This is a genomic window from Aeromonas sp. S9(2024) (assembly GCF_041403185.1).
GTDB classification, from domain to species: domain Bacteria; phylum Pseudomonadota; class Gammaproteobacteria; order Enterobacterales; family Aeromonadaceae; genus Aeromonas; species Aeromonas enteropelogenes.
In genome coordinates, this window is record NZ_JBGLRE010000004.1 from 158,396 (window position 1) to 179,985 (window position 21,590).

Consider the following 21,590-nt stretch of genomic DNA (forward strand, 5'->3'; position numbering starts at 1 on the left):
GGATCACTATTTGTTTGGTCTTGCATTTAAAGCCTAGTCAACAGGCCCCAGTAATCCATCCCTATTTGATTGATGACACAGTGACGAAACCGGCCGGCTTACCGAGTGGGCCGGTCAGCCAGCAACACAGCTATGTTACTGACTGTTAAATTATTTTTGCCATGATAGTGAGGCAAATGTCAAAGACATAAAAAATAAATGTTTCTTGGCTTGCGGGCAGGTTAGGGCGAGTCGATGCAGGTGAAACGGGAAGCCAGGCGTGGCGCCAGTTGGCGGGAATATCAATAAATTTATCATTACGCTAACGTCAACGTAATGTGATTTGTTTGAAGTTATAGCTCTAATTTTTACATTGACGCTACAATTTCGCTCATCTAGATTGGCCATGTGCAGTTGACAAGCCGCTTTAGCAAGAGAGCGGTTTGTTGTGGCACTAAGCTCTGTTTAAGCACGTTTCCGTTGGCTTGACCCTCGCAAAGGCGAGGGTCTTCTTTTTTTATCTGCTGAAAATATTGTAGTGGTGCGCAGCTTGCTTTGTGCTCAGGAGTAGGCCTGCTTCAGGGCCTGCAACACGTTGGCAAAGGGATGGGCCGCCAGTTGGCCAAACCCGGCCAGGGATCTGGCCTTGACCCGGGTGGTGAGCGGTGTGGCGATGCCGCACAGGAAACGGGCCAGGACCCGCTCATCCAGTGTGCCTGTCTTGGCGATGAGGGGATCGCACCAGGCGCGGATGCCCGCCTCGTTTGGCATGAACAGTCGGGGCAAAGGCGGGAGCACGGCAACCTGACCGCGACAGACGGAGCAGTGGCCGCACCGGGCGGGGGCGGCCTCATCGGCAAAATAGCGGGCCAGGCGGTGGCTCAGGCAATCGTCGGCGGTGAAAAAGTCCAGCATGGCCTGCAGTCTGGCAAGCTCGCTCTGCTCTTTTTGCAAAAAAAGACCGTGCAGCCGCAGCGCCTCTTCTTCTTTGTTCCACCCCTGTTGATTGACCCGGTAGACCTCGGTCATCTGCTTGCTCTCGAGTTCTATCCATCCTTGTTGTTGCAGGTAGTCGAGGGCCGCAACCGCCCGCTGGCGTTCTCCCTGATAACCCTGCCAGAGTGCCTCGAAATCCATGGTGCACCAGCTGCGTGCCAAGGGCGCGCAGGCAAACAATTGTTCCAGAAACTGGCGTCGTTCCGGGTTGAAGCGGGCGAGGATGTCGCTTTTATCCAGCACGAACTTGAAGCGGTAGTCGGCAAAATAGCTGTAGGCCGGCGTGATGATGCCCGCCATTTCCAGATAAACCAGCAGGGTCTTGAGGGGCAGCTGGCGGATATTTATTTCGCTTGAGAGGCGCAGCAGGGTGAATTCCCACTGCGGGCCGCTGCCTGCAATTATGTCAAGCAACTGGCGGATGGCCGCCAGATCCGGGGTATCGCCATAGACGAAATTTTCCAGCACCGGCAGCTGGCTCTGGTTGGCCAGCACGGTGCAGTGCGAGAGTTGTCCATCGCGACCGGCCCGGCCAATCTCCTGGCTGTAGTTCTCGATGGATTTGGGCAGATCGTAATGAATCACCCGGCGGATATCCGCCTTGTCGACCCCCATGCCAAAGGCGATGGTGGCGACGATGCAATCCACCCGACCGGTCATGAAATCCCGCTGGATCTGGCTGCGCACCTCAGTATCAAGCCCGGCGTGATAGGCAAGTACACTGAGCCCCTGCTGCTGCAACATCCCGGCGCACTGCTCGGCGGTGTGTTGCAGGGTGACATAGATGATGGTGGGCAGGCCGGGGTCTGCGCGCAAGGTTTGGGCGAGCCAGCTATCGCGCTCCTCGGGGGGAAGCGGCACCACGGCGAGATCGAGATTGGGGCGATAGAAGCCGGTCACGATCACGTTATCAGGCTTGATGGCAAATTTGGCCTGCATATCCTCGATGACCGCCCGGGTGGCGGTGGCGGTCAGCAGCAATACCTGGGGTATTTTCAGCTCATCGCGATAGTGCGGCAGCTTGAGGTAGTCGGGGCGAAAGTTGTGACCCCACTCCGAGATGCAGTGCGCCTCATCCACCACCAGCAGCGACAGCGGCACCTGCTGGATAAAGCGGCGAAAGCGCTCGTTCTTGAGTCGCTCCACCGAGATCATCAGGATCTTCAGCTGGCCATCCAGGGCTTGTTGCATCACCTGACGGCTCTCTTCCGCACTCTGGCTGGAATCGAGGGTCGCGGCGCTGATCCCCTTGTTTTTGAGAAAGGCTAGCTGATCGTGCATCAAGGCCAGCAGGGGTGAGATCACCAGAGTGAGATGGGGCAGGGCGAGGGCGGGCAACTGATAACAAAGGGATTTGCCTGAGCCGGTGGGGAAGATGGCGGCCGCGCTTTGGCCTGCCAGCACCCGGTTGATCACCCCCTCCTGGCCGGATCTGAGTCCGGAAAAACCAAAGTGTCGGGTCAGCAGGGTCGGGATCATGGCAGGCCTCCAGCGCAAATTGGCGATGATAACACAGCGACCCCTTGATAACGGGAGTGAGTAAGTCGGTAAAGACTGGTTGAAATGCGTACAAAAACGGGTGGTTGCCTTCTGGTTAAGAGTTTGTTGCGGGATTTTGTGATAAAAGCCGGATATTTTTTGGTGATTCTCTGGAAAAAAAAGGTGGCGAGTGGGATATTCCATCAAGCAATCCTGATAACCGCCGGATCGGCCCGACAGAAGGCTGGCCGCGGTTATCTCATATGAGGGGCAGGCGCTTCTCAATGCGGGATTGCAGACAGGACTCATGAATCATGCACTACGGTGCCTAGGGACTTTTTGATGACACAACAACACCCTCTTATCCGGCTGGTCAATAGCACCAGTCTTGTCAGCCAGATCCTGGTCGGTCTGGTATTCGGTATCCTGCTGGCCATGTTTGCCCCCGAGTGGGCCAGGGCAGCCGGCCTGCTCGGTAGCCTGTTTGTCGGCGCATTGAAGGCGGTCGCACCACTGCTGGTCTTTGTGCTGGTGATGGCGGCCATCATAGGCCACAAGCAGGGGCAGAAAACCAACATCCGCCCCTTGCTGGTACTCTATCTTTTTGGCACTTTCGCGGCGGCCGTCGTCGCCGTCATGGCCAGCTTCCTGTTCCCTTCCAACCTGCATCTGGTAGCCAACACAGCCGAGATCACTCCGCCGGGCGGCATCACAGAAGTGCTGCAAACCCTGCTGTTCAACATCGTAACCAACCCGGTCAAGGCGTTGATGGATGCCAACTACATCGGGATCCTGGCTTGGGCCATTGGCCTTGGCATCGCCATGCGTCATGCCAATGAGAGCACCAAGGCGCTGATCACCGATCTCTCCCACGGTGTCTCCACCATCGTCAAGGCAGTGATCCGTTGTGCCCCGCTGGGTATCCTGGGCCTGGTCGCCTCCACCCTGGCCGAGACCGGCTTCGATGCCCTGTTCGGCTATGCCCAGCTGCTGGTGGTGCTGATCGGCTGCATGCTGTTCATCGCTTTCGTGGTCAACCCGCTAATCGTGTTCTGGAAGATCAAGCGCAACCCCTATCCGCTGGTGCTGACCTGCCTCAAAGAGAGCGGCGTGACCGCCTTCTTCACCCGCAGCTCTGCCGCCAACATCCCGGTCAACATGGCCCTGTGTGAAAAACTGCGTCTGCCGGAAGATACCTATGCAGTCTCCATTCCGCTGGGCGCCACTATCAACATGGCCGGCGCCGCCATCACCATTACCGTGCTGGCCATGGCGGCAGTGCATACCCTGGGAGTGGAAGTGGATCTGGCCACGGCTCTGTTGCTCTCCGTAGTTGCCACCGTCAGTGCTTGCGGTGCCTCCGGTGTGGCCGGTGGTTCCCTGCTGCTGATCCCGCTGGCATGCAGCCTGTTCGGGATCAGCAACGACATCGCCATGCAGGTGGTGGCCGTCGGCTTCATCATCGGGGTACTGCAGGATTCCGCCGAAACGGCCCTCAACAGCTCCACCGACGTGCTGTTTACCGCCGCGGCCTGCATGGCCGAAGACGAGAGCCTGATGGACGCCGAGGCGATCCCAAGCCGCGAAGCTTGATCTCGTTACCCACCTTCTCTGTTATTTGGCGCCCTCTTCGGAGGGCGCTTTTTTATGCCTGCAAATATGGTGTTGGCGGGGCATTGGCATCGCATCAGGTTGAGCCAGTCGCTTGCTGGCCTGTCATGCCTGAACGCCATGTCTGGTTCAGAGCACGAGTGAGGGGCTGGATACAAAGATGAGAAACTCATGGCGGGAAGGGCAAGCTACGACTGCCCTACACCTTATTGCAACGCTAAAGCGGAGCCACAGCGTTATTGCAACGTCCGGGGCTTTACCGTGGATTGGCAACGCCATGGCGGCAGGGTGGCAGCTTCAGCCATGGCTTTAGTCAATGTCTGGCGGGCTACGGGAAAGGTGCGACGGTGTGTTTTCTTATACAACACAGATGTGCGGCAGGAGGTTGATGCAAGCAACAGGGTGGTTGAGCGTGTTGTGCCTGGTGCTTTCCCACCGGATGGGAGAGGTCGATTATTCGGGAAACAGGACAGGGTTAACGGAACTTAGGGGAAACAGGGGATGTTAGATGGGATATGTCGGCAAGAGAGGAGGGACTGACGCAGCGCGCCCATAAAAAATGCCAGCCGGATAACGGCTGGCATTTTGGTTCGGCAGCGGGAGGGATTAACCAACCAGCTGATAGAAGATGGCGGAGATGGCAATCAGACCCATGGTGGCAACGAACACGTTGCTGATCTGGCCCTGGTACTTCGCCATGGCCGGTACACGCTTGATGGCGTACATCGGCATCAGGAACAGGATGGTGGCGATGATGGGGCCGCCCAGCGATTCAATCATGCCCAGGATGGAGGGGTTCGCCACGGCGGTGCCCCACAGGGTCAGGATGAAGAAACCGATGATGAACAGCTCAACCTTCTTTTGATCCGGCTCTTTGCCAGCCTTGGTCATGTTCTGGACGATCATCCCTTTCAGGCCTTCACGGGCACCCAGATAGTGGCCGAAGAAAGAAGAGACGATGGCGACGAACGCAACCAGCGGACCGAAGTAGGAGATGATCGGGCTCGCATGCTGGTTGGCCAGGTAGGAGAGCACGGCGATGTTCTGGGCCTTGGCTTCGGCCAGCTGGGCCGGAGTCAGGCTCATCACGCAGGAGAAGACGAAGAACATCACGAAGCCCAGCAGCACCATGGCGGTACGCTTGAGGATGGCATCGGATTTCTCGACGGCGCGATCACCGTAGTCACGACGCTGGGCCAGGGCGAAGCTGGAGATGGCCGGGCTGTGGTTGAAGGCGAACACCAGCACAGGGATGGTCAGCCACAGGGTGGTGGCGAAATCCTTGGCAGACGGCACCTGCGCCAGAGCGGCACCGGTCCAGTCCGGGATCAGGTAGAGGGAGATACCAGCCAGGATGGCGATGAGCGGGTAGACCAGGAACTCGGTCACTTTCAGCATCAGCTTCTCACCGGCCAGCATCACGGACATCATGCCCATGATCAGCACGATGGAGAGGATCCAGCGCGGCGGGGCAGCCATCTGCAGCTGGTTGACCATGAAGCTTTCAACCGTGTTGGTGATGCCCACGCCGTAGATCAGCACGATGGGGTAGATGGCGAAGAAGTAGAGCAGGGTGATGAGCTTGCCTGCGCCGACGCCGAAGTGCTCTTCCACCACCTTGGTGATGTCTGCATCTTTCTGCTTGGAGGAGAGGACGAAACGGGCCAGGCCGCGGTGCGCCAGGTAAGTCATGGGGCCGACCAGCAGCGCCATCACGACCAGCGGCCAGAAGCCGCCCATGCCAGCGTTGATCGGCAGGAACAGAATGCCGGCGCCGACAGCGGTACCGAACAGACTGATCACCCAGGTGGTGTCTTGTTTCGCCCAACCCTTGGTGGTCTGGACGGAGCTGAATCCTTGCTCCTGTGCGGTCGCAACATCCTGTGCGCCAATGACAGTTTTAGACATCTATCTCACCCCGAATGTGTGGTTTTTTATTGAGTCGGCGCAAGGATACTTTTTTTTCGATTAAAAATGTTGATCAAATTCACCTTACTAACGTGAAAAACCGCACTTTCTTATAGAAACGTGATCAAAATACTAAAAAATCAATTTTTGTTTATCATTTGCCACGTTAGTTTAATGTTAAAGCACAAATTCTGTACGCCAAAATGTATCCAGGTTGTTATTTTGCGATGTGTCGTGAGAGCTGGCGGATCATGCTGGCGGTGGCGCCCCAGATGAAATGATCTTGCCAGGGTATCCAGTAGACGGTGTGCCAGTGTTGCTTGCGGGGAAAGGTGAGGGCGATGTGGTTGGCGGGATTGAGCAGGTGGGCAAGGGGCACTTCGAATGCCTGAGCCACCTCATCCTGGCTGAGGGTGAGCTGGTAATCCCCCTCGACCAGCCCGAGCACCGGCAGCACATCGTACTGGGAGACGGTATTGAGCGGACTCAGGGTACCGATGACGCGGATCTGGCGGGGGCTGATGCCGAGCTCCTCCTCGGTTTCGCGCAGGGCGGTCTGGATCAGATCCCTGTCTTGCGGATCCTGGCGCCCCCCGGGAAAGCTTATCTGGCCCGCATGGTGGCGCAGATGGGGGCTGCGACGGGTCAGCAGCAGCTGCAACCCCTGCTCGCGTTCTACCACCGGCAGCAGTACGGCCGCCGGTTTGAGTCCGGCGATGGCCAGCCGATGGGCTGGCGCCGGCAGTTGAAGTTGAAAGCGGGTCAGCAGTTCATTGCTATCCATGTCGTGGCTATCCATGTTCATCGTTAGCCACTGTGCCGTGGCTCCATGCCGGGTTAAAGAAAAAGATTTTTATCACAAGGCCGAGAGGTGGGGGAGGATCCGGGCCACCTTGTCGTAGGTCTCCTGATATTCGCTGTCGGCATCGGAGTCGGCGATGATGCCGCCACCGGCCCAGCAGGAGAGATGGCCGTTCTCGGCGATCAGGGTGCGAATGCAGATGCTGGTGTCCATCCGTCCGTGCTGGCTGAGATAGCCGATGCTGCCGCAGTAGGCATTGCGTCGCTGCGGTTCCAGCTCCTCGATGATCTCCATGGCGCGGATCTTGGGGGCGCCGGTGATGGAGCCGCCCGGGAAGCAGGCCCGCAGCAGATCGACCCCCTGCCAGCGCTCGTCGAGCTCACCGTGAATGGTGGAGACCAGGTGGTGCACGGCGGGGAAGGATTCCACCGCAAACAGATGAGGCACGCTGACCGAGCCGGGTCGGCTCACCCGGCCGATGTCGTTGCGCAGCAGATCTACGATCATCAAATTTTCCGATCTGTCCTTGTCCGCCTGGGCCAGCTCCTGGGCTATCTGGCGATCCATCTCTGGATCAGAGTGGCGGGCCCGGGTGCCCTTGATGGGTTTGGTCTCGATATGACGGCCATCGAGCAGCAGGAAGCGCTCGGGGGAGAGGCTCAAAATGGTGCTGTGCGGCAATCGGACAAAGGCGGAGAAGGGGGCCTTGTTGGCGACGGCGAGGGCGCAATAGGCGTGCCACTCGTCCCCCTGATAGGGGGCCTGGAAACGCTGGGTCAGGTTGATCTGGTAGCAATCCCCGGCGGCGAGATAGGCTTGGATGCGGGCAAACTTCTCGCCATACTCGGCGCGGCTCATATTGCTCTGCCATTCACCTTGCAAGGAGAAGGCCGGCGCCGGTTTGCACTGTTGTTGCTCAAGCCAGGCCAGACGCTTCGCCAGCCCCGCCTCGTCGCCCCAGTGCACCAGTTGCCACCGGCCGCTGGCCACATCGCGCAGCAGCGCCCAGTCGTAGATCCCCACCGCCATGTCCGGCACGTCGATATCGGCGGCGGCCTGCACCGGCAATCGCTCGAAGCGGCGACCCAGATCATAGCCAAAGAGCCCCAGTGCCCCACCGATAAACGGGAGCCTGGTTGGCTGCTCTGAAAGTTCCCCCAGCAGCGCGCGCTGGGTGCGGGCCAGCAGGGCGAGGGGATCGTCATGGTACTCGCTCTGCTGATCACCCTGGCGCAGGGTGGTGAGGGGCCCCCGGGTCTCCAGGGTGGCCAGCGGATCGGCGGTGATGATGTCAAAACCGTTGTCGGCGCCGAGTGGCCCGGCTGACTCTAGCAACATGGCCCAGGGCTGGTGTTGCAACAGGGCAAACTGATCGTGCAGGCGCGGGTGATGATCGAAGTGATAAATATGAAGTGTTGGCGTCATTTTTTGTTACACAGGCAACAGTTTAGTTTGTGGCCCCTAGTCGGTGCGGGATGGCAAGCGTATCATAGGTGTCGGTGACTAAAGAAAAAACTGCTGTGCCGTTCGTTTTTTGCTGGCTGATAGTTTTTGGTCAGCACGACCGCATAGCCAATCATATGGAAGCCCTTGTTTTGCCCTGCGGCATGGACAAGGACCAGTGAGGAAGATATGAGCATTATAAAAAAACAGGACTTTATCGATTCCATCGCCGACGCCCTTCAGTACATCTCCTATTACCACCCCCTCGATTTCGTTCAGGCTGCCAAGGCCGCCTATGATCGGGAAGCCAACCCGGCGGCCAAAGATGCCCTGGCCCAGATCCTGATCAACTCCCGCATGTCCGCCGAAGGCCATCGCCCGCTCTGCCAGGACACCGGCATCGTCACCTGTTTCGTGAAGATCGGCATGCAGGTGCAGTGGGACAGCGACATGACGGTGCAGGAGATGGTGGACGAAGGCACCCGCCGCGCTTACACCAACCCGGACAACCCGCTGCGCGCCTCCGTGCTGGCCGATCCGGCCGGCAGCCGCAAGAACACCAAAGACAATGCGCCGGCCGTGGTGCACATCGACATGATCCCGGGCAACAAGGTCGAGGTAAGCATCGCCGCCAAGGGCGGTGGCTCCGAGAACAAATCCAAGATGGTGATGCTCAACCCCTCCGACGACATCGTCGAGTGGGTCGTTAAAACAGTGCCCACCATGGGGGCTGGCTGGTGCCCGCCGGGCATGCTCGGCATCGGTATCGGCGGCACCGCCGAGAAGGCGGCCGTGCTGGCCAAAGAAGCCCTGATGGAGCATATCGATATTCAGGAGCTGATCGCCCGCGGCCCCGAAACTACCGAAGAGAAGCTGCGCGTCGAGCTCTATGACAAGGTCAACAAGCTCGGCATCGGCGCCCAGGGCCTTGGCGGCCTCACTACCGTGTTGGATGTGAAGGTCAAATCCGCTCCGACCCACGCCGCCTCCAAGCCGGTGGTGATGATCCCCAACTGCGCGGCCACCCGTCACGTACACTTCGAGCTCGATGGCTCCGGCCCGGCCGAACTGACCCCGCCGAAACTGGAAGATTGGCCCGAGATCACCCGCGAGGCGGGCGGCAACGTGCGCCGCGTCAACGTCGATGGCATCACCAAGGCAGAGCTCGCCAGCTGGAAGAGCGGCGATACCGTGCTGCTTTCCGGCAAGATCCTCACCGGCCGTGACGCCGCCCACAAGCGCATCGCCGACATGCTGGCGCGCGGTGAAGGGCTGCCGGAAGGGGTCGATTTCACCAACCGCTTCATCTATTACGTTGGCCCGGTCGATGCGGTACGCGACGAAGTGGTTGGTCCCGCTGGCCCCACCACCTCCACCCGGATGGACAAGTTCACCGACATGATGCTGGGTGAAACCGGCCTTATCGGCATGATCGGCAAGTCCGAGCGCGGCCCGAAAACCGTCGAGAGCATCAAGCAACACCAGGCCGTCTATCTGATGGCCGTCGGCGGCGCCGCCTATCTGGTGGCCAAGGCCATCAAGAAGGCTCGCGTGGTCGCCTTTGCCGATCTCGGCATGGAAGCTATCTACGAGTTTGAAGTGGAAGATATGCCGGTGACTGTGGCAGTCGACTCCCAGGGTAACAATATCCACGAGACAGGTCCGGCCTACTGGTCGGCCAAGATTGCCGAGCTGGACGGCAAGCTGGCCTCCTAAAGGTTGGCTGTCACCACGAAGTGGCGAGTCTCTATAGTAAGGCGTATCTGCGGATACGCCTTTTTTATGCTTATTGCTGCCCGATCACCCTTTCTGCTCCCTTGCCTGTCGGGCAGGTGCGCGCATAAAAGGGTCACAAACAGCGCCTTTATCAAGTTATTTTTCCGCAGGTATTGATATTATTCCCGGCAATATCTATCGGGAGATCAGTGAGATGACATCGGCGGGGTTTGATTGGAGTGCTTCGGTAATCTGGGAGGGGCCGGGAGCCATCGCGGGCAGTGAAGAGCGCTTGAGTGTCGATCGGCTGGAACGCGCTCAGTACGCCCGTTTTCTGACCAACTATCTCGCCGCCGAAGGTATACAGCGCAACTATGTGCTCAATCTCAATGCCGAGTGGGGGGCGGGTAAAACCTGGTTTATAAAGCGTTGGTATATGGAGCTGAAACAGCACTATCCCACCGTCTATATCGATGCCTGGCAGCAGGATTTTTCCGATGATCCCTTATTGACGGTCATTTCGTCGATAATCTATCAGCTAAAAGAGGTTGCAGGGAAAGACAATAAAATCCCGGAAGGTATGCGCCAGCGACTATTGGGATTATTCAAGGTAGGTAGCAAGCTTGCGTTGAAAGCGGCCATCAAGAAAGCCGGACTGGAAGAAGACGATTTTTCTCTGGAAGGGGAGGATGCCAATCAGTTGGTTGACGCCCTTTGTAGCAATCAGAAAGAGCGTTATGAATCGATCCAGTATCTTAAACAAGAGATACGGCAATGGGTTGAGGGGGCTGTTGGTTTAAGTGAGAGAAAACTGGATTTCCCAGCCTTTATCTTGATCGATGAGCTGGATCGTTGTCGCCCTTCTTATGCGGTAGAGATGCTGGAAACCATCAAGCATATCTTCGATATTCCAGGTGTAGTATTTGTGCTGGCGACGGATACCGAGCAGTTGCAACATACTATCAAGGTAATTTATGGGGAAGGGTTTGATGTTCAGACTTATCTAGGCAGGTTTTTCAAAAGACGTTTTTATTTGAATAAATGTCCAAGTTATTTTCTCATAGCAGAATTTGTTTCAGACCGTTTTGAGCTTCTATGTAGTAAAACATTTCATTGCTTTTCTGATGTTAATGAATTTTCTAAAGTAATGGCAGACATTGTGGATGCATTTTCACTGTCTGCAAGAGAGATTGAAGCATTCTTGGATACATTATTTGCTATATTGCACTCAACTTCTGAAGGCTCTATTGATATCATTTATTTGTCTGCTTTAGTTATCATGCATTCAAAAAACCCCATTGCATACATGACCATTCGCAATGGTGGGGAGCTCCTAGAAATTGAGCTTAATAATATGAGAGCAAATAGAGATAGTGTTTTTTCATTTAAAAACAAAATAAAGTTATCATTAATTGTTAGTTATTGGTCAGGCGTTCACTCAGGACGCAATGAAAAGGTAGTTTGTCAAACGAATGACTTTTATTCGTATGTGTTACAGGTTCACAAAATTCTCGATGGTTACTACTCTAGCAGTAATGGTTATAAACCTAATGATATAAACCAGCTTACTTATACAAAATCTGGCGTTAGGTATGATGATCGAGATGAATATTATCAAGTGTGTCTTGAAAGTAAAAGATTGGCAAATTCTGACTATATAGAGCTGGTCGAATTATCTACCTTGTTACTATGATAGATGGGCTTTACGCCCATCTATCAATATACAGTTATTTATTGTGCCGCTCATAAAGTCGCTGCACCACATCCTGTAATCCCAGCCCTTCGTTTTGCAGTAGCACGGTCAGGTGATAGAGCAGATCCGCGGATTCGTTGATAAGCTCCTCCCGATCCTTGGCCATGGCGGCCAGGGCTACTTCCACCCCCTCTTCACCTACCTTCTGGGCGATGCGCTTGGTGCCTTTACCATAGAGGCTGGCGGTGTAGCTGGTGGCTGGATCCGCGCCTTTGCGTGCTGCCAGGATCTGCTCAAGCTCGGCCAAAAAGCCAAGGGGCGGCACCGGGTGACCGTCGAAGCAGGAGGTTGTCCCTTTGTGGCAGGTGGGGCCCACGGGATCGGCGGCGACCAACAGGGAGTCCTGATCGCAGTCGGTGCTGATGGCGACGAGTTTCAACACATGGCCCGAACTCTCCCCCTTGGTCCAGAGGCGCTGCTTGCTGCGGCTAAAGAAGGTGACCTGGCCGGTCGCTAGGGTTTTGTCCAGGGCTTCCTTGGTCATAAAACCTTGCATCAGCACCTCGCCGCTCGCGGCATGCTGGACGATGGCGGGGATCATGCCGTCGCACTTGGCCCAGTCCAGGCGCTCGATCAGCGACACGTCGTTATTTACAGCTTGATTATTCACGGATGGCGACTCCTTCGGTTTTCAGCCAGCGTTTCAATTCGGGAATGGGGATAACCCCCTTGTGGAACACGGAGGCGGCCAGGGCCCCGTCCACATCGGCGAGGGTGAAGGCATCGCGAAAGTGCTCCATGGCGCCGGCGCCGCCGGAGGCGATAAGCGGCACCTTGCAGACGGCCCGCACCAGTTTGAGTTGCTCAAGATCATAACCCTGGCGCATGCCATCCTGGTTCATCACGTTCAGCACGATCTCGCCCGCGCCACGCTGTTGTACCTCCTGCACCCAGTCGAGGGTGTGCCAGGTGGTGGTACGGGTGCGGCTCTCGTCACCGGTAAACTGCTTGACCTGATAGTGGCCGGTTTGGGCATCAAAATAGGAGTCGATGCCCACCACCACGCACTGCACGCCAAAGCGCTCGGCCAGGCGGGTGATAAGGTGGGGATCTGCCAGGGCAGGGGAGTTGATGGATACTTTGTCGGCACCAAATTCGAGGATCTGGCGGGCATCCTCGACGCTCTTGATGCCGCCGGCGACGCAGAAGGGGATGTCGATGACTTCCGCCACCCGACTGACCCAGCTCTTGTCTACCACCCGGGCATCGCTTGAGGCGGTGATGTCATAGAACACCAGCTCGTCGGCGCCTTCCTCGGCGTAGCGGCGGGCCAGTTCGACAATGCCGCCCATCACTTCATGGTTGCGAAACTGCACACCCTTGACCACCACACCATCCTTGACGTCGAGGCAGGGGATAATTCGTCTTGCCAGCATCAGTTGCCTCCTGTTTCTGTCGGGGTAGATGCAGCGGGCGCTGCCCAGCAGGCGATGGCGTCGCCCACTGAGAACTTGCCCTCGAGCAGGGCGCGGCCGAGGATGATCCCCTTGACCCCGGAGCCCTTGAGCGCCTCGATATCCTTGATGCCGCCAATGCCGCCGGAGGCCTGAAAACCAACGCTCGGGTAGCGGGAGCAGAGATCCCGGTAGAGCTCGACGTTGGTGCCGGCCAGGGTGCCGTCACGGCTGATGTCGGTGCAGAGCACGTGCTTGAGCCCGGCAGGCAGAAAACGCTCGATCAACGCCTCTATGGTTACCCCGCTGTTCTCCTGCCAGCCGGCCACCGCAATATGGCGATTGCCTTGGGCATCGATATTGACGTCCAGCGCCAGCACGATGCGCTCGGGGCCGTATTTTTCCATCCAGCTGGCCACCAGATCCGGGGATTTGACGGCGGTGGAGCCGATCACCACCCGGCTGGCGCCGGCGGCCAGCAGGTCCGCCACATTCTGCTCGCTGCGCACGCCGCCTCCCACCTGCACCGGCGCCTCGGTAGCCGACAGCAGCTGGGCGATGAGGGGGAGCTGGCGCGCCCTGGCATCCTTGGCACCATCCAGATCCACCAGGTGCAGCTGCACTGCCCCCTGGGAGACATATTCATCGAAACGGGCCTGCGGGCTGTCGCTGTAGGCGGTCTTCTGGCCGTAGTCGCCCTGATAGAGCCTCACGACTTGGCCGTTAATCAGATCAATGGCTGGGATAATCATCCTTGTTAAAGCTCCAGAAAGTTTTGCAGTAGGCGGGCACCGGCCGCGCCGGAGCGCTCCGGGTGGAATTGGGCGCCGAAGAAGTTGTCACGGCCGACGATGGCGGTAAACGGCTGGCCATAGTCGCAGGTGGCGATGGTGGCGCCGGTCACTTCCAGGGCGTAGGAGTGGACGAAGTAGAAGTAGCTGCCGCTTGGAATGCCCTTGAGCAGTGGGTGGCTCTCGTCGTGCTCCACCTGATTCCAGCCCATGTGAGGCAGGCGCAGGTTGCCCACCTCCATCAGCCGGATCTTGCCCGGGACTATGCCGAGGCAGTCGATAAGCCCGCCCTTGTCTTCGTCCTCACTCATGATCTCTTCGGACGCTTCCGCCAGCATCTGCATGCCGAGGCAAAAGCCCAGCAGCGGCTGCCTGGCGGCGCGAATAAGCGGCACCAGATTACGCTCGTTGAGGTTTTTCATGGCAGCCACCGCGGTGCCGACCCCGGGCAGGATCAGCTTGTCGGCCGCTTCGATATCGGCCGCCTCGCGGGAGATCCGAGGCTGTATGCCGAGGCGCTCGAACGCCATTCTGACCGAGGCGAGGTTGGCACAGCCAGTATTGATGATGACCAGCTTCTGTTTGTTCACATCCATCACAGCACCCCCTTGCTGGAGGGGAGTTCGCTCCCTTCCACCCGAATGGCTTGGCGCAGGGCGCGGCCAAAGCCCTTGAACAGTGCCTCCACCTGGTGATGGGTGTTGCCGCTGCCCACTTTCATCTGCAGGGTGATGGCCATGGCGTCCGAGAGGGAGCGAAAGAAGTGGGGCACCATCTCGGTGGCCATCTCGCCCACGCTGTCGCGGCCAAAACCGCTCGGGCAATCGAATACGAAGTAGGGGCGACCGCTTAAATCCAGCGCGGTGGCGACCTCCTGCTCGGTGAGCGGGGTCTCTTCATCCGCACGCGGCCGGCCATCGATGACCGCCTGTACCTCATCCATCGCCAGCACGAAGCCGAAGCGGCCGATGCCGCGCTTGTTGCCAAGGGCCTGGCGCAGCACTTGGCCGAGCGCGAGGCCGACGTCTTCCACCGTGTGGTGATCGTCGATGTGCAGATCGCCGCTCACCTTGAGCTTGAGGCGAAAACCTGCGTGGGTCGCTATCTGATCGAGCATGTGATCAAAAAAGCCAATGCCGGTTTCAATCTGGTTGCCGCCGCTCTTGTCTAAATCCACTGCCACCTGGATGCGGGTCTCCTTGGTATAGCGCTCCACCTCGGCAACCCGCCCTCTGGAGAGCAGCTGATCACGGATGGCAAGCCAGTTGTGATCTTGCGGGTGGTAGCGAATACCGCCAATGCCCATGTTCTCGGCGAGCTGCAGATCGGTCTGGCGATCGCCAATCACGAAGGAGTTGGCAAAGTCGATGCGGCCCGAGGCGAGATACTCCTTCACCAGGCCAAGGTGGGGCTTGCGGCAACTGCAACCGTCGGTGGGGAAGTGGGGGCAGATCAGCACTTTTTCCCAGCTCACCCCTTGCGATTCAAAGAGGTGCATCATCAGATCGTGGGGCGGCTGGAAGTTCTCCAGCGGCAGGCTGGCGGTGCCCAGCCCATCCTGGTTGGTCACCATCACCAGTACGTAACCGGCGGCCTGCAGCTCGCGCAGCACCGGGATCACCATGGGCTCGAAGCGCAGCTTGGCGAGGCTGTCCACCTGCTTGTCGGTCACCGGCTCTTCAATCAGGGTACCGTCGCGGTCGATAAACAAAAACGGGGTCTTCATCGCTACATCCTTGTCTTACAAAATGGGAGAGGGCAGATCACGCAGCACGGCCAGCACGGCGTCCATCTCGCCCTGATAGCCGATGGTGATGCGAATGCTGTTATCAAGGCCGGGTTTGGTCGAGAAATCCCGCAGTATGATGCCGGCGGCCTTCATGGCGGCAAACACGCTGGCGCCATCCACAAAGCGCACCAGCACGAAGTTGCCCTTGTCCTCGAACACCTCTTTTACGCATGACAAAGTGGCCAGTTCGGTTTTGAGCTGTGCCTTTTGCTTGTTGAGCTCCAATACCCGCTCCGACATCAGTGTCAGCCCCATGGGGGAGAGAGCCTGAACCGCAATCTGGGCGATGGGCTCCGGGATGGGATAGGGGGCGATCACCTTGGCCAGCATGGCGATCACCTCGGGGCTTGCCAGCGTAAAGCCGCAGCGGATCCCCGCCAGGGCAAAGGCCTTGGAGAGGGTGCGGGTCACCACCAGGTTGGGGAAACGGGTCAGCAGATCTACCACGGAAGCCTCGGGACAGAACTCGATATAGGCCTCGTCCACCACCACGATGGCGCGATCCCGGGCCTTCTCCAGCAGGGCGATAAGCCCATCGCGGCCCACCAGATCCCCGGTGGGGTTGTTGGGGGAGCAGAGAAACACCAGGTTCACGTCGCCGAGGCGATCGGCGATGGCGGGCCAGTCCGGCTGGCGCGCAGGCGTCAAGGGCTGCTCGACAATCCCCACGCCACAGGTCTCGGCGCTGATGGCGTACATGCCGTAGGTGGGCGGGCAGATGAGGATCTGATCCTGTCCCGCTTCGCAGAAGGTGCGGATCAAGAGCTCGATGGCCTCATCGGCGCCGCGGCTTACCAGCACCTGAGTGGGACTCACTCCCGCATAGGCGGCGTAGCCGTTGACCACTTCGGTTGGTTGGGGCTCGGGATAGCGGTTGAGACGGCTCCCCTCGACGGTAAACGGATAGGCCTGCGGGGCCTCGTTGGCGTTGAGCCAGACGTGGCCCTTGCCACCGATGCGGCGGGCAGATTGGTAAGGGGTGAGGGCACGCACCACGCGGCGAGCCAGATTGGCAATGCTCATGACAAATCCTTTTGCTGTGAACCGGTTTGGACGGCACCCGCGAGGGCCTGCAATCTCAGGGTGACGGCATTTTTGTGGCCATCGAGCCCCTCGGCCTGGGCGATGCGCTCGACGATGGGGCCAAGGCCGCGGATGCCGCTCTCGCTTAGCTCCTGCACCGTGTAGCGGCGCTGGTAGTCCGCCAGTCCCAGGCTGGAGCAGGTGCGGGCATAGCCGTAGGTGGGCAGGGTGTGGTTGGTGCCGCTGGCGTAATCCCCGACGGATTCCGGTGTCCATGCCCCAAGGAAGATGGAGCCGGCATTCTCGAGTCGGTCCAGCAGCTCGCGGGGGGCACGGGTCTGCACGATAAGGTGCTCCGGTGCATAGGCGTTGGAGATGGCGCAGGCTTCATCCAGGTTATCGCAGAGGATCACCAGGCTTGAACCCAGCGCCTTGGCGGCGATGTCGCGGCGAGTGAGCTTGGCCAGTTGGCCCTTGATCTCGGCGCCGATGGCATCGGCCAGCAGGGGCGAGGTGGTCACCAGCACCACCTGGCTGTCGGGGCCGTGCTCGGCCTGGGAGAGCAGATCCGCCGCCACGAAGGTCGGGTTGGCGCTCTCGTCGGCGATCACCAGTACCTCGGAGGGGCCGGCGGGCATGTCGATGGCGGCGCCGCGCCAGTCGCGCGACACCTGCCCCTTGGCTTCGGTCACATAGGCGTTGCCCGGGCCGAAGATCTTGTCCACCTTGGGAATGCTTTCGGTGCCGTAAGCCATGGCGGCGATGGCCTGGGCACCGCCGATGGCGAACATCTTCTCGACCCCGCAGGCACGGGCGGCAAACAGGATCTCGTCGCTGGCCGGGGACGGGGTGCAGAGCACCACTTCACGGCAACCGGCGATCGCTGCCGGAATGGCCAGCATCATCACGGTGGAGGGGAGCGGCGCGCTGCCACCCGGCACGTAGAGGCCGACCCGGCTGATGGGCTGGGTGCGCAGCTCGCACACCACCCCGGGCTGGGTTTCCACCCGCACCACGGGTTGCGCTTGCGCGGCATGGAAGGTGCGAATGTTGGCGATGGCCGCCTCGATGGCGCCCTTGATGTCGTCATCGAGGCGCTCGCAGGCGGCCTCGATTTCGGCGTTGCTTACCTGCAGTTGCTGGCGCGGGGCACGTTCGAAGCGCTGGCTCAGCTCGCGCAGGGCTTCATCGCCCCGGCTGCGTACTGCGCTGATGATATCCCGCACCACGGCGCCGATATCGGCTTCGTCACTCAGGGCGGGCCGGGTCAGCACGTCGGCCTGCTGGGCGGGGGAGAGGGTCTTCCAGATCAGGGTCTGCATGATATCCCTTCCTTATTCCATCATTTTTTCGATGGGCAGCACCAGGATGGAGCTGGCGCCGAGGGCCTTGAGCTGCTCCATGGTTTCCCAGAACAGGGTTTCGCTGGAGACGACATGCAGCGCCACCTGATTGGTCTCGCCCGCCAGCTGCATGATGGTGGGGCGCTCGGCCCCCGGCAGCAGACTGGTGATGGCATCGAGTTTGTCCTTGGGGGCGTGCAGCATGATGTACTTGCTCTCGCGGGCCTGCTGCATCCCCTGAATGCGGGGCAGCAGCTTGTCGATAAGCTTCTGTTTGGCATCAGACAAGGGGTTGGGGGCCTGTACCAGTACCGCCTTGGAGCGGTAGATCACCTCCACCTCTTTCAAACCGTTGGCCTCCAGGGTCGCGCCGGTGGAGACCAGATCGCAGATGGCATCGGCCAGGCCTGCGCGCGGCGCCACTTCCACCGAGCCGCCCAGCATCACGCTCTTGAAGGGAATATCTCGTTCGGCGAAGAAGCGACCGAGCAGCCCCGGGTAGGAGGTGGCGATGCGCTTGCCAGCGAGACTCTGTGGTCCGGTGTAGTTAACGTCGTCCGGTACGGCCAGGGAAAGGCGGCAGCCGCCAAAATCGAGCTGCTTGAGGGTCTTGACCTCGGCCGGCAGCCCCTGCGCGGCGCGAATGAGCTGCACCTCCTCCAGCACGTTCTCGCCAATGATGCCAAGGTCGACCACCCCTTCCATCACCAGTCCCGGGATATCGTCATCACGCACCCGCAGGATGTCGATGGGCATGTTTTCGACATGGGCGATAAGGCGTTGCTCGCGCAGGTTAATCTTGAGGCCGCAGCTCTTGAACAGGGCCTGGGAGTCCTGGCTCAGACGACCGGACTTTTGCATGGCGATACGTAGACGTTGTGTTTCCATTTGCTCGATTTCCTTCTAGTCAAAAACGAAAAAACCCTCGGAAGTGGGTGCTTCCGAGGGTTTATGAATCTTGCGGTCCTTTTGGAAGTCACCAGTTAAGTGTCTTCCAGCAGTCAACCTCCTGAAAGACTATTCGGGATGATGATGGTGGTGATGAGTCTTCAGGGTGGTGAACTGCATGTAATCAATCCTTTACAAATAAGATGTCGTAATTGACGCCTGATTTAAACTACCTGCCTTGACAGAAAAAGCAACCCGAAATTGTGATTTGATCGATTAAAATTGAGAAAACGGTTTTCTGGTCGATAACTAGACAATAACCCCTAGCAGGAGTCGACATCATGCCCAGCCAGGACCTCTTGTTCCCCATCTTGCCCCGGGCGCCCGCCACGCCTGGCAGCGAAGAGATCAAGCGGGAAGTGACCCAGATCAGCCAAAAGCATCAGCTGCGCAAGACCGGCACTGATAACAGCGACTCCCAGCAGCGCCAGCAGCCGTACCCCTCGGCCAAGCATGATCAGCCAACGTCGGAGGAGGACGATCACAAGCCCGATCCCGAGCATCAGATCGATCTCTTCGTCTGAGCGCAGAATCAGTCCCGCTTTCGCCGCGCTTTTGGCATAATGCCCCCTTTTGCTGCGGGACTCCCTTTTGACCATCCAGACCCTGTTCAAGCCAGACGGCCCTCTGGCCAACCATATCGACGGTTTCAAAGCCCGCGCTCCGCAACTGGAGATGGCCGAGGCGGTGGCCCGTGCCATCAAGAGTGGCGGCCGTCTGCTGGTGGAGGCGGGGACAGGCACCGGCAAGACCTACGCCTATCTGGTACCGGCGCTGGAATCCGGCAAGCGGGTGGTGATCAGTACGGGCTCCAAAAACCTGCAGGAGCAGCTCTTCTATCGAGACTTGCCTACCATCACTGAAGCGCTCTCTTACACCCCGCCGGTGGCACTGCTCAAAGGGCGCAGCAACTACCTGTGTATCGAGCGGATGAACCGGCTCTTGAGCGAATCCCATCTGCAAAAGCCTGAGATCCTCAATGATCTGGTCAAGGTGAAGTCCTGGTCCACTGCCACCGACAACGGCGATGTGGGAGATATTCCGGGACTGCAGGAAAACGCCGAGATCCTCGCCCACGTCACCAGCACCAACGACAACTGTCTGGGGCGTGACTGCCCCTATTACGACGATTGCCACCTGGTCATCGCCCGGCGCCGCGCCATGGACGCCCAGGTGGTGGTGATCAACCATCACCTCTTCTTCGCCGATCTGGCGGTGAAAGACACGGGATTTGGCGAGCTGGTGCCGCAGGCGCAGGTCTATGTGTTTGACGAGGCGCACCAGTTGCCCGAGATCGCCACCAACTACTTCGGCAAGTCGGTGGGCAGCCGCACCATCCAGGATCTGGCGCAGGATATCCAGCTTGCCTATCGGGCCGAAGCCCACGATATGGCCCAGCTTGGCAAGGCGGCGGATCGGCTCGCCATCGCGAGCCAGGACTTGCGCCTCGCCTTCGGGGTGGATGGCGGGCGCGGCAATACCCGCGACATGCTGCGCCAGCCCCTCTGGGGACAGGCGCTGGCTCGCCTCAACGATGCCATCGGGCTCTGTTACGAGGTGTTGAAACTGGCGCTGGGGCGGGGCGAGCAGCTGGATCACGCCTTCGAGCGGATCTGCGAGCTGCGCACTCGCCTTGGCGAGGTGCTGGCGGTGAACCAGACCGGTTTTTCCTACTGGTATGACTGCTCGCGGCTCCATTTTTCCCTCAACCTGACCCCGCTCTCGGTGGCCGAGCGTTTCGGGGCCGAGGTGCAAAGGCCCGAGGTGGCCTGGGTGTTCACCTCCGCCACCCTGACGGTTGATCAGCGCTTCGATCACTTCGTGGCCGAGCTGGGCCTGGCCGGCAGCGCCGAGCTTATTCTGGACAGCCCGTTCGATTACGGTGAGCAGGCGCGCCTGTGCGTGCCCCGCTATCTGCCCGAGCCCAACGCCTTTGGTCGGGGCGAACAGTTGGCCAACCTGATGATCCCCCTTATCAACAAGACCCCGGGGGGCTGTTTCTTTCTTTGCACCAGTCATCAGGTGATGCGTCAGGTGGCCGAGGTGCTGCGCCGGGAGATCGGCCGCACCGTGCTGTTGCAGGGGGAGGACAACAAGCAGCGGCTGCTCAAGGAGTTCGTGGAAAATGGCCGCGCCGTGCTGGTGGCTACCAGCAGCTTCTGGGAGGGGATCGACGTGCGAGGGGCTGCGCTCTCCTGTGTTATCATCGACAAGCTGCCGTTTGCCAGCCCTGACGATCCGCTGCTCAAGGCGCGGGTCGATGATTGCAAGCTCAAGGGGGGCGATCCCTTTGCCGAACTCCAGCTGCCCAAGGCGGTGATTGCCCTGAAACAGGGGGTGGGGCGGCTTATTCGTGATCGCAGTGATCATGGGGTACTGGTGATCTGTGATCCGCGCATGGTCAACAAGCCCTACGGCGCCACTTTTATCAAGAGTCTGCCCACCATTCCCCGTACTCGGGAGTTGGCCATGCTGGGGGATTTCTTTGGCGCCAAGGTATGACGCAGCCGGGACGAACTCTTTGTGCTGAGTTGGGCTGAGGCCTCGCGCTCGGGGTATATCCCTTGGGCGCTTGCTGGCAGCGCGTCGGGTCTGCGGGCCCTGTTAGCGTGATT

17 protein-coding genes and 1 other annotated feature are annotated in these 21,590 nt (G+C 59.1%); of the genes, 5 read left to right on the forward strand and 12 right to left on the reverse strand.

Translation table 11 applies throughout. The features are described from left to right. Positions 1-540 precede the first annotated feature (540 nt). Complete coding sequence (locus ACB028_RS09065) at positions 541-2,454, reverse strand: ATP-dependent DNA helicase RecQ (protein ID WP_371144094.1); 1,914 nt, start codon at positions 2,452-2,454, stop codon at positions 541-543. Positions 2,455-2,796: 342 nt separating this feature from the next. Here ACB028_RS09065 and sstT point away from each other — a divergent pair, with 342 nt between their 5' ends. After that, positions 2,797-4,047: a serine/threonine transporter SstT gene (sstT, locus tag ACB028_RS09070; protein ID WP_371144095.1), complete on the forward strand. Its 1,251-nt coding sequence runs from the start codon at positions 2,797-2,799 to the stop codon at positions 4,045-4,047. Between the two features lie 624 nt (positions 4,048-4,671). Here sstT and ACB028_RS09075 read toward each other — a convergent pair. From ACB028_RS09075 to pabB, 3 genes are all read right to left on the reverse strand, one after another. After that, entirely contained in the window at positions 4,672-5,973 is a 1,302-nt protein-coding gene (locus tag ACB028_RS09075; RefSeq protein ID WP_026458036.1) for a serine/threonine transporter, read from the reverse strand. A gap of 217 nt (positions 5,974-6,190) precedes the next feature. Beyond that, positions 6,191-6,757 (reverse strand): CoA pyrophosphatase, encoded by a 567-nt coding sequence (locus tag ACB028_RS09080; protein ID WP_342016517.1) that lies wholly within the window; start codon positions 6,755-6,757, stop codon positions 6,191-6,193. Positions 6,758-6,829: 72 nt separating this feature from the next. Further along, the gene (gene pabB, locus ACB028_RS09085) at positions 6,830-8,113 is read right to left on the reverse strand and encodes an aminodeoxychorismate synthase component I (protein ID WP_371144168.1); all 1,284 of its coding nucleotides are present in this window, start codon (positions 8,111-8,113) and stop codon (positions 6,830-6,832) included. 294 nt (positions 8,114-8,407) lie between these two features. On the opposite strand from pabB, the gene ACB028_RS09090 reads away from it, so the two are divergent. Then, the gene (locus ACB028_RS09090) at positions 8,408-9,934 is read left to right on the forward strand and encodes a fumarate hydratase (RefSeq protein WP_042026294.1); all 1,527 of its coding nucleotides are present in this window, start codon (positions 8,408-8,410) and stop codon (positions 9,932-9,934) included. Positions 9,935-10,148: 214 nt separating this feature from the next. Next, entirely contained in the window at positions 10,149-11,627 is a 1,479-nt protein-coding gene (locus ACB028_RS09095) for a P-loop NTPase fold protein (protein ID WP_371144096.1), read from the forward strand. Positions 11,628-11,661: 34 nt separating this feature from the next. Here the strand turns inward: ACB028_RS09095 and hisIE are convergent, their stop codons facing one another. The 8 genes from hisIE to hisG are packed head-to-tail and all read right to left on the reverse strand — an operon-like array spanning position 11,662 to position 18,915. Next, positions 11,662-12,297 carry a bifunctional phosphoribosyl-AMP cyclohydrolase/phosphoribosyl-ATP diphosphatase HisIE gene (gene hisIE / locus ACB028_RS09100; protein WP_042026293.1) on the reverse strand — a complete coding sequence of 212 codons (636 nt, stop codon included), beginning with the start codon at positions 12,295-12,297 and terminating at the stop codon, positions 11,662-11,664. Continuing rightward, entirely contained in the window at positions 12,290-13,063 is a 774-nt protein-coding gene (gene hisF / locus ACB028_RS09105; RefSeq protein ID WP_371144097.1) for an imidazole glycerol phosphate synthase subunit HisF, read from the reverse strand. Before hisF ends, hisIE begins: the two co-directional genes overlap by 8 nt. After that, on the reverse strand, positions 13,063-13,833 hold the full coding sequence (hisA, locus tag ACB028_RS09110) for a 1-(5-phosphoribosyl)-5-[(5-phosphoribosylamino)methylideneamino]imidazole-4-carboxamide isomerase (RefSeq protein WP_371144098.1): 771 nt from the start codon (positions 13,831-13,833) through the stop codon (positions 13,063-13,065). The genes hisF and hisA overlap by 1 nt, the downstream gene beginning before the upstream one ends. A gap of 5 nt (positions 13,834-13,838) precedes the next feature. Then, on the reverse strand, positions 13,839-14,468 hold the full coding sequence (gene hisH, locus ACB028_RS09115) for an imidazole glycerol phosphate synthase subunit HisH (RefSeq protein WP_371144099.1): 630 nt from the start codon (positions 14,466-14,468) through the stop codon (positions 13,839-13,841). Beyond that, entirely contained in the window at positions 14,468-15,598 is a 1,131-nt protein-coding gene (gene hisB, locus ACB028_RS09120; RefSeq protein WP_371144100.1) for a bifunctional histidinol-phosphatase/imidazoleglycerol-phosphate dehydratase HisB, read from the reverse strand. Before hisB ends, hisH begins: the two co-directional genes overlap by 1 nt. Before the next feature lie 15 nt (positions 15,599-15,613). Further along, positions 15,614-16,684 (reverse strand): histidinol-phosphate transaminase, encoded by a 1,071-nt coding sequence (gene hisC, locus ACB028_RS09125; RefSeq protein ID WP_371144101.1) that lies wholly within the window; start codon positions 16,682-16,684, stop codon positions 15,614-15,616. Then, a complete protein-coding gene (gene hisD, locus ACB028_RS09130; protein ID WP_371144102.1) occupies positions 16,681-18,006 on the reverse strand; it encodes a histidinol dehydrogenase in 1,326 nt (441 codons plus the stop codon). The genes hisC and hisD overlap by 4 nt, the downstream gene beginning before the upstream one ends. Before the next feature lie 12 nt (positions 18,007-18,018). Then, positions 18,019-18,915, reverse strand: coding sequence for an ATP phosphoribosyltransferase (gene hisG, locus ACB028_RS09135; protein WP_061477578.1), 897 nt, complete (start codon positions 18,913-18,915; stop codon positions 18,019-18,021). 29 nt (positions 18,916-18,944) lie between these two features. Beyond that, positions 18,945-19,069, reverse strand: a sequence feature (His leader region). Positions 19,070-19,256: 187 nt separating this feature from the next. Between hisG and ACB028_RS09140 the strand changes: the two genes are divergently transcribed. Together ACB028_RS09140 and ACB028_RS09145 are read left to right on the forward strand one after the other, a co-directional pair. After that, positions 19,257-19,499 (forward strand): hypothetical protein, encoded by a 243-nt coding sequence (locus ACB028_RS09140; RefSeq protein ID WP_042026283.1) that lies wholly within the window; start codon positions 19,257-19,259, stop codon positions 19,497-19,499. Between the two features lie 67 nt (positions 19,500-19,566). Further along, on the forward strand, positions 19,567-21,477 hold the full coding sequence (locus ACB028_RS09145) for an ATP-dependent DNA helicase (protein WP_371144103.1): 1,911 nt from the start codon (positions 19,567-19,569) through the stop codon (positions 21,475-21,477). Positions 21,478-21,590 lie beyond the last annotated feature (113 nt).

Excerpts from the sequence above, each read along its gene's own strand:
- ACB028_RS09065 (WP_371144094.1), bottom strand. The coding sequence starts at position 2,454 with ATGATCCCGACCCTGCTGACCCGACACTTTGGTTTTTCCGGACTCAGA.
- sstT (WP_371144095.1), top strand. The coding sequence starts at position 2,797 with ATGACACAACAACACCCTCTTATCCGGCTGGTCAATAGCACCAGTCTT.
- ACB028_RS09075 (WP_026458036.1), bottom strand. The coding sequence starts at position 5,973 with ATGTCTAAAACTGTCATTGGCGCACAGGATGTTGCGACCGCACAGGAG.
- ACB028_RS09080 (WP_342016517.1), bottom strand. The coding sequence starts at position 6,757 with ATGGATAGCAATGAACTGCTGACCCGCTTTCAACTTCAACTGCCGGCG.
- pabB (WP_371144168.1), bottom strand. The coding sequence starts at position 8,113 with ATGTTGCTAGAGTCAGCCGGGCCACTCGGCGCCGACAACGGTTTTGAC.
- ACB028_RS09090 (WP_042026294.1), top strand. The coding sequence starts at position 8,408 with ATGAGCATTATAAAAAAACAGGACTTTATCGATTCCATCGCCGACGCC.
- ACB028_RS09095 (WP_371144096.1), top strand. The coding sequence starts at position 10,149 with ATGACATCGGCGGGGTTTGATTGGAGTGCTTCGGTAATCTGGGAGGGG.
- hisF (WP_371144097.1), bottom strand. The coding sequence starts at position 13,063 with ATGCTGGCAAGACGAATTATCCCCTGCCTCGACGTCAAGGATGGTGTG.
- hisA (WP_371144098.1), bottom strand. The coding sequence starts at position 13,833 with ATGATTATCCCAGCCATTGATCTGATTAACGGCCAAGTCGTGAGGCTC.
- hisH (WP_371144099.1), bottom strand. The coding sequence starts at position 14,468 with ATGGATGTGAACAAACAGAAGCTGGTCATCATCAATACTGGCTGTGCC.
- hisB (WP_371144100.1), bottom strand. The coding sequence starts at position 15,598 with ATGAAGACCCCGTTTTTGTTTATCGACCGCGACGGTACCCTGATTGAA.
- hisC (WP_371144101.1), bottom strand. The coding sequence starts at position 16,684 with ATGAGCATTGCCAATCTGGCTCGCCGCGTGGTGCGTGCCCTCACCCCT.
- hisD (WP_371144102.1), bottom strand. The coding sequence starts at position 18,006 with ATGCAGACCCTGATCTGGAAGACCCTCTCCCCCGCCCAGCAGGCCGAC.
- hisG (WP_061477578.1), bottom strand. The coding sequence starts at position 18,915 with ATGGAAACACAACGTCTACGTATCGCCATGCAAAAGTCCGGTCGTCTG.
- ACB028_RS09140 (WP_042026283.1), top strand. The coding sequence starts at position 19,257 with ATGCCCAGCCAGGACCTCTTGTTCCCCATCTTGCCCCGGGCGCCCGCC.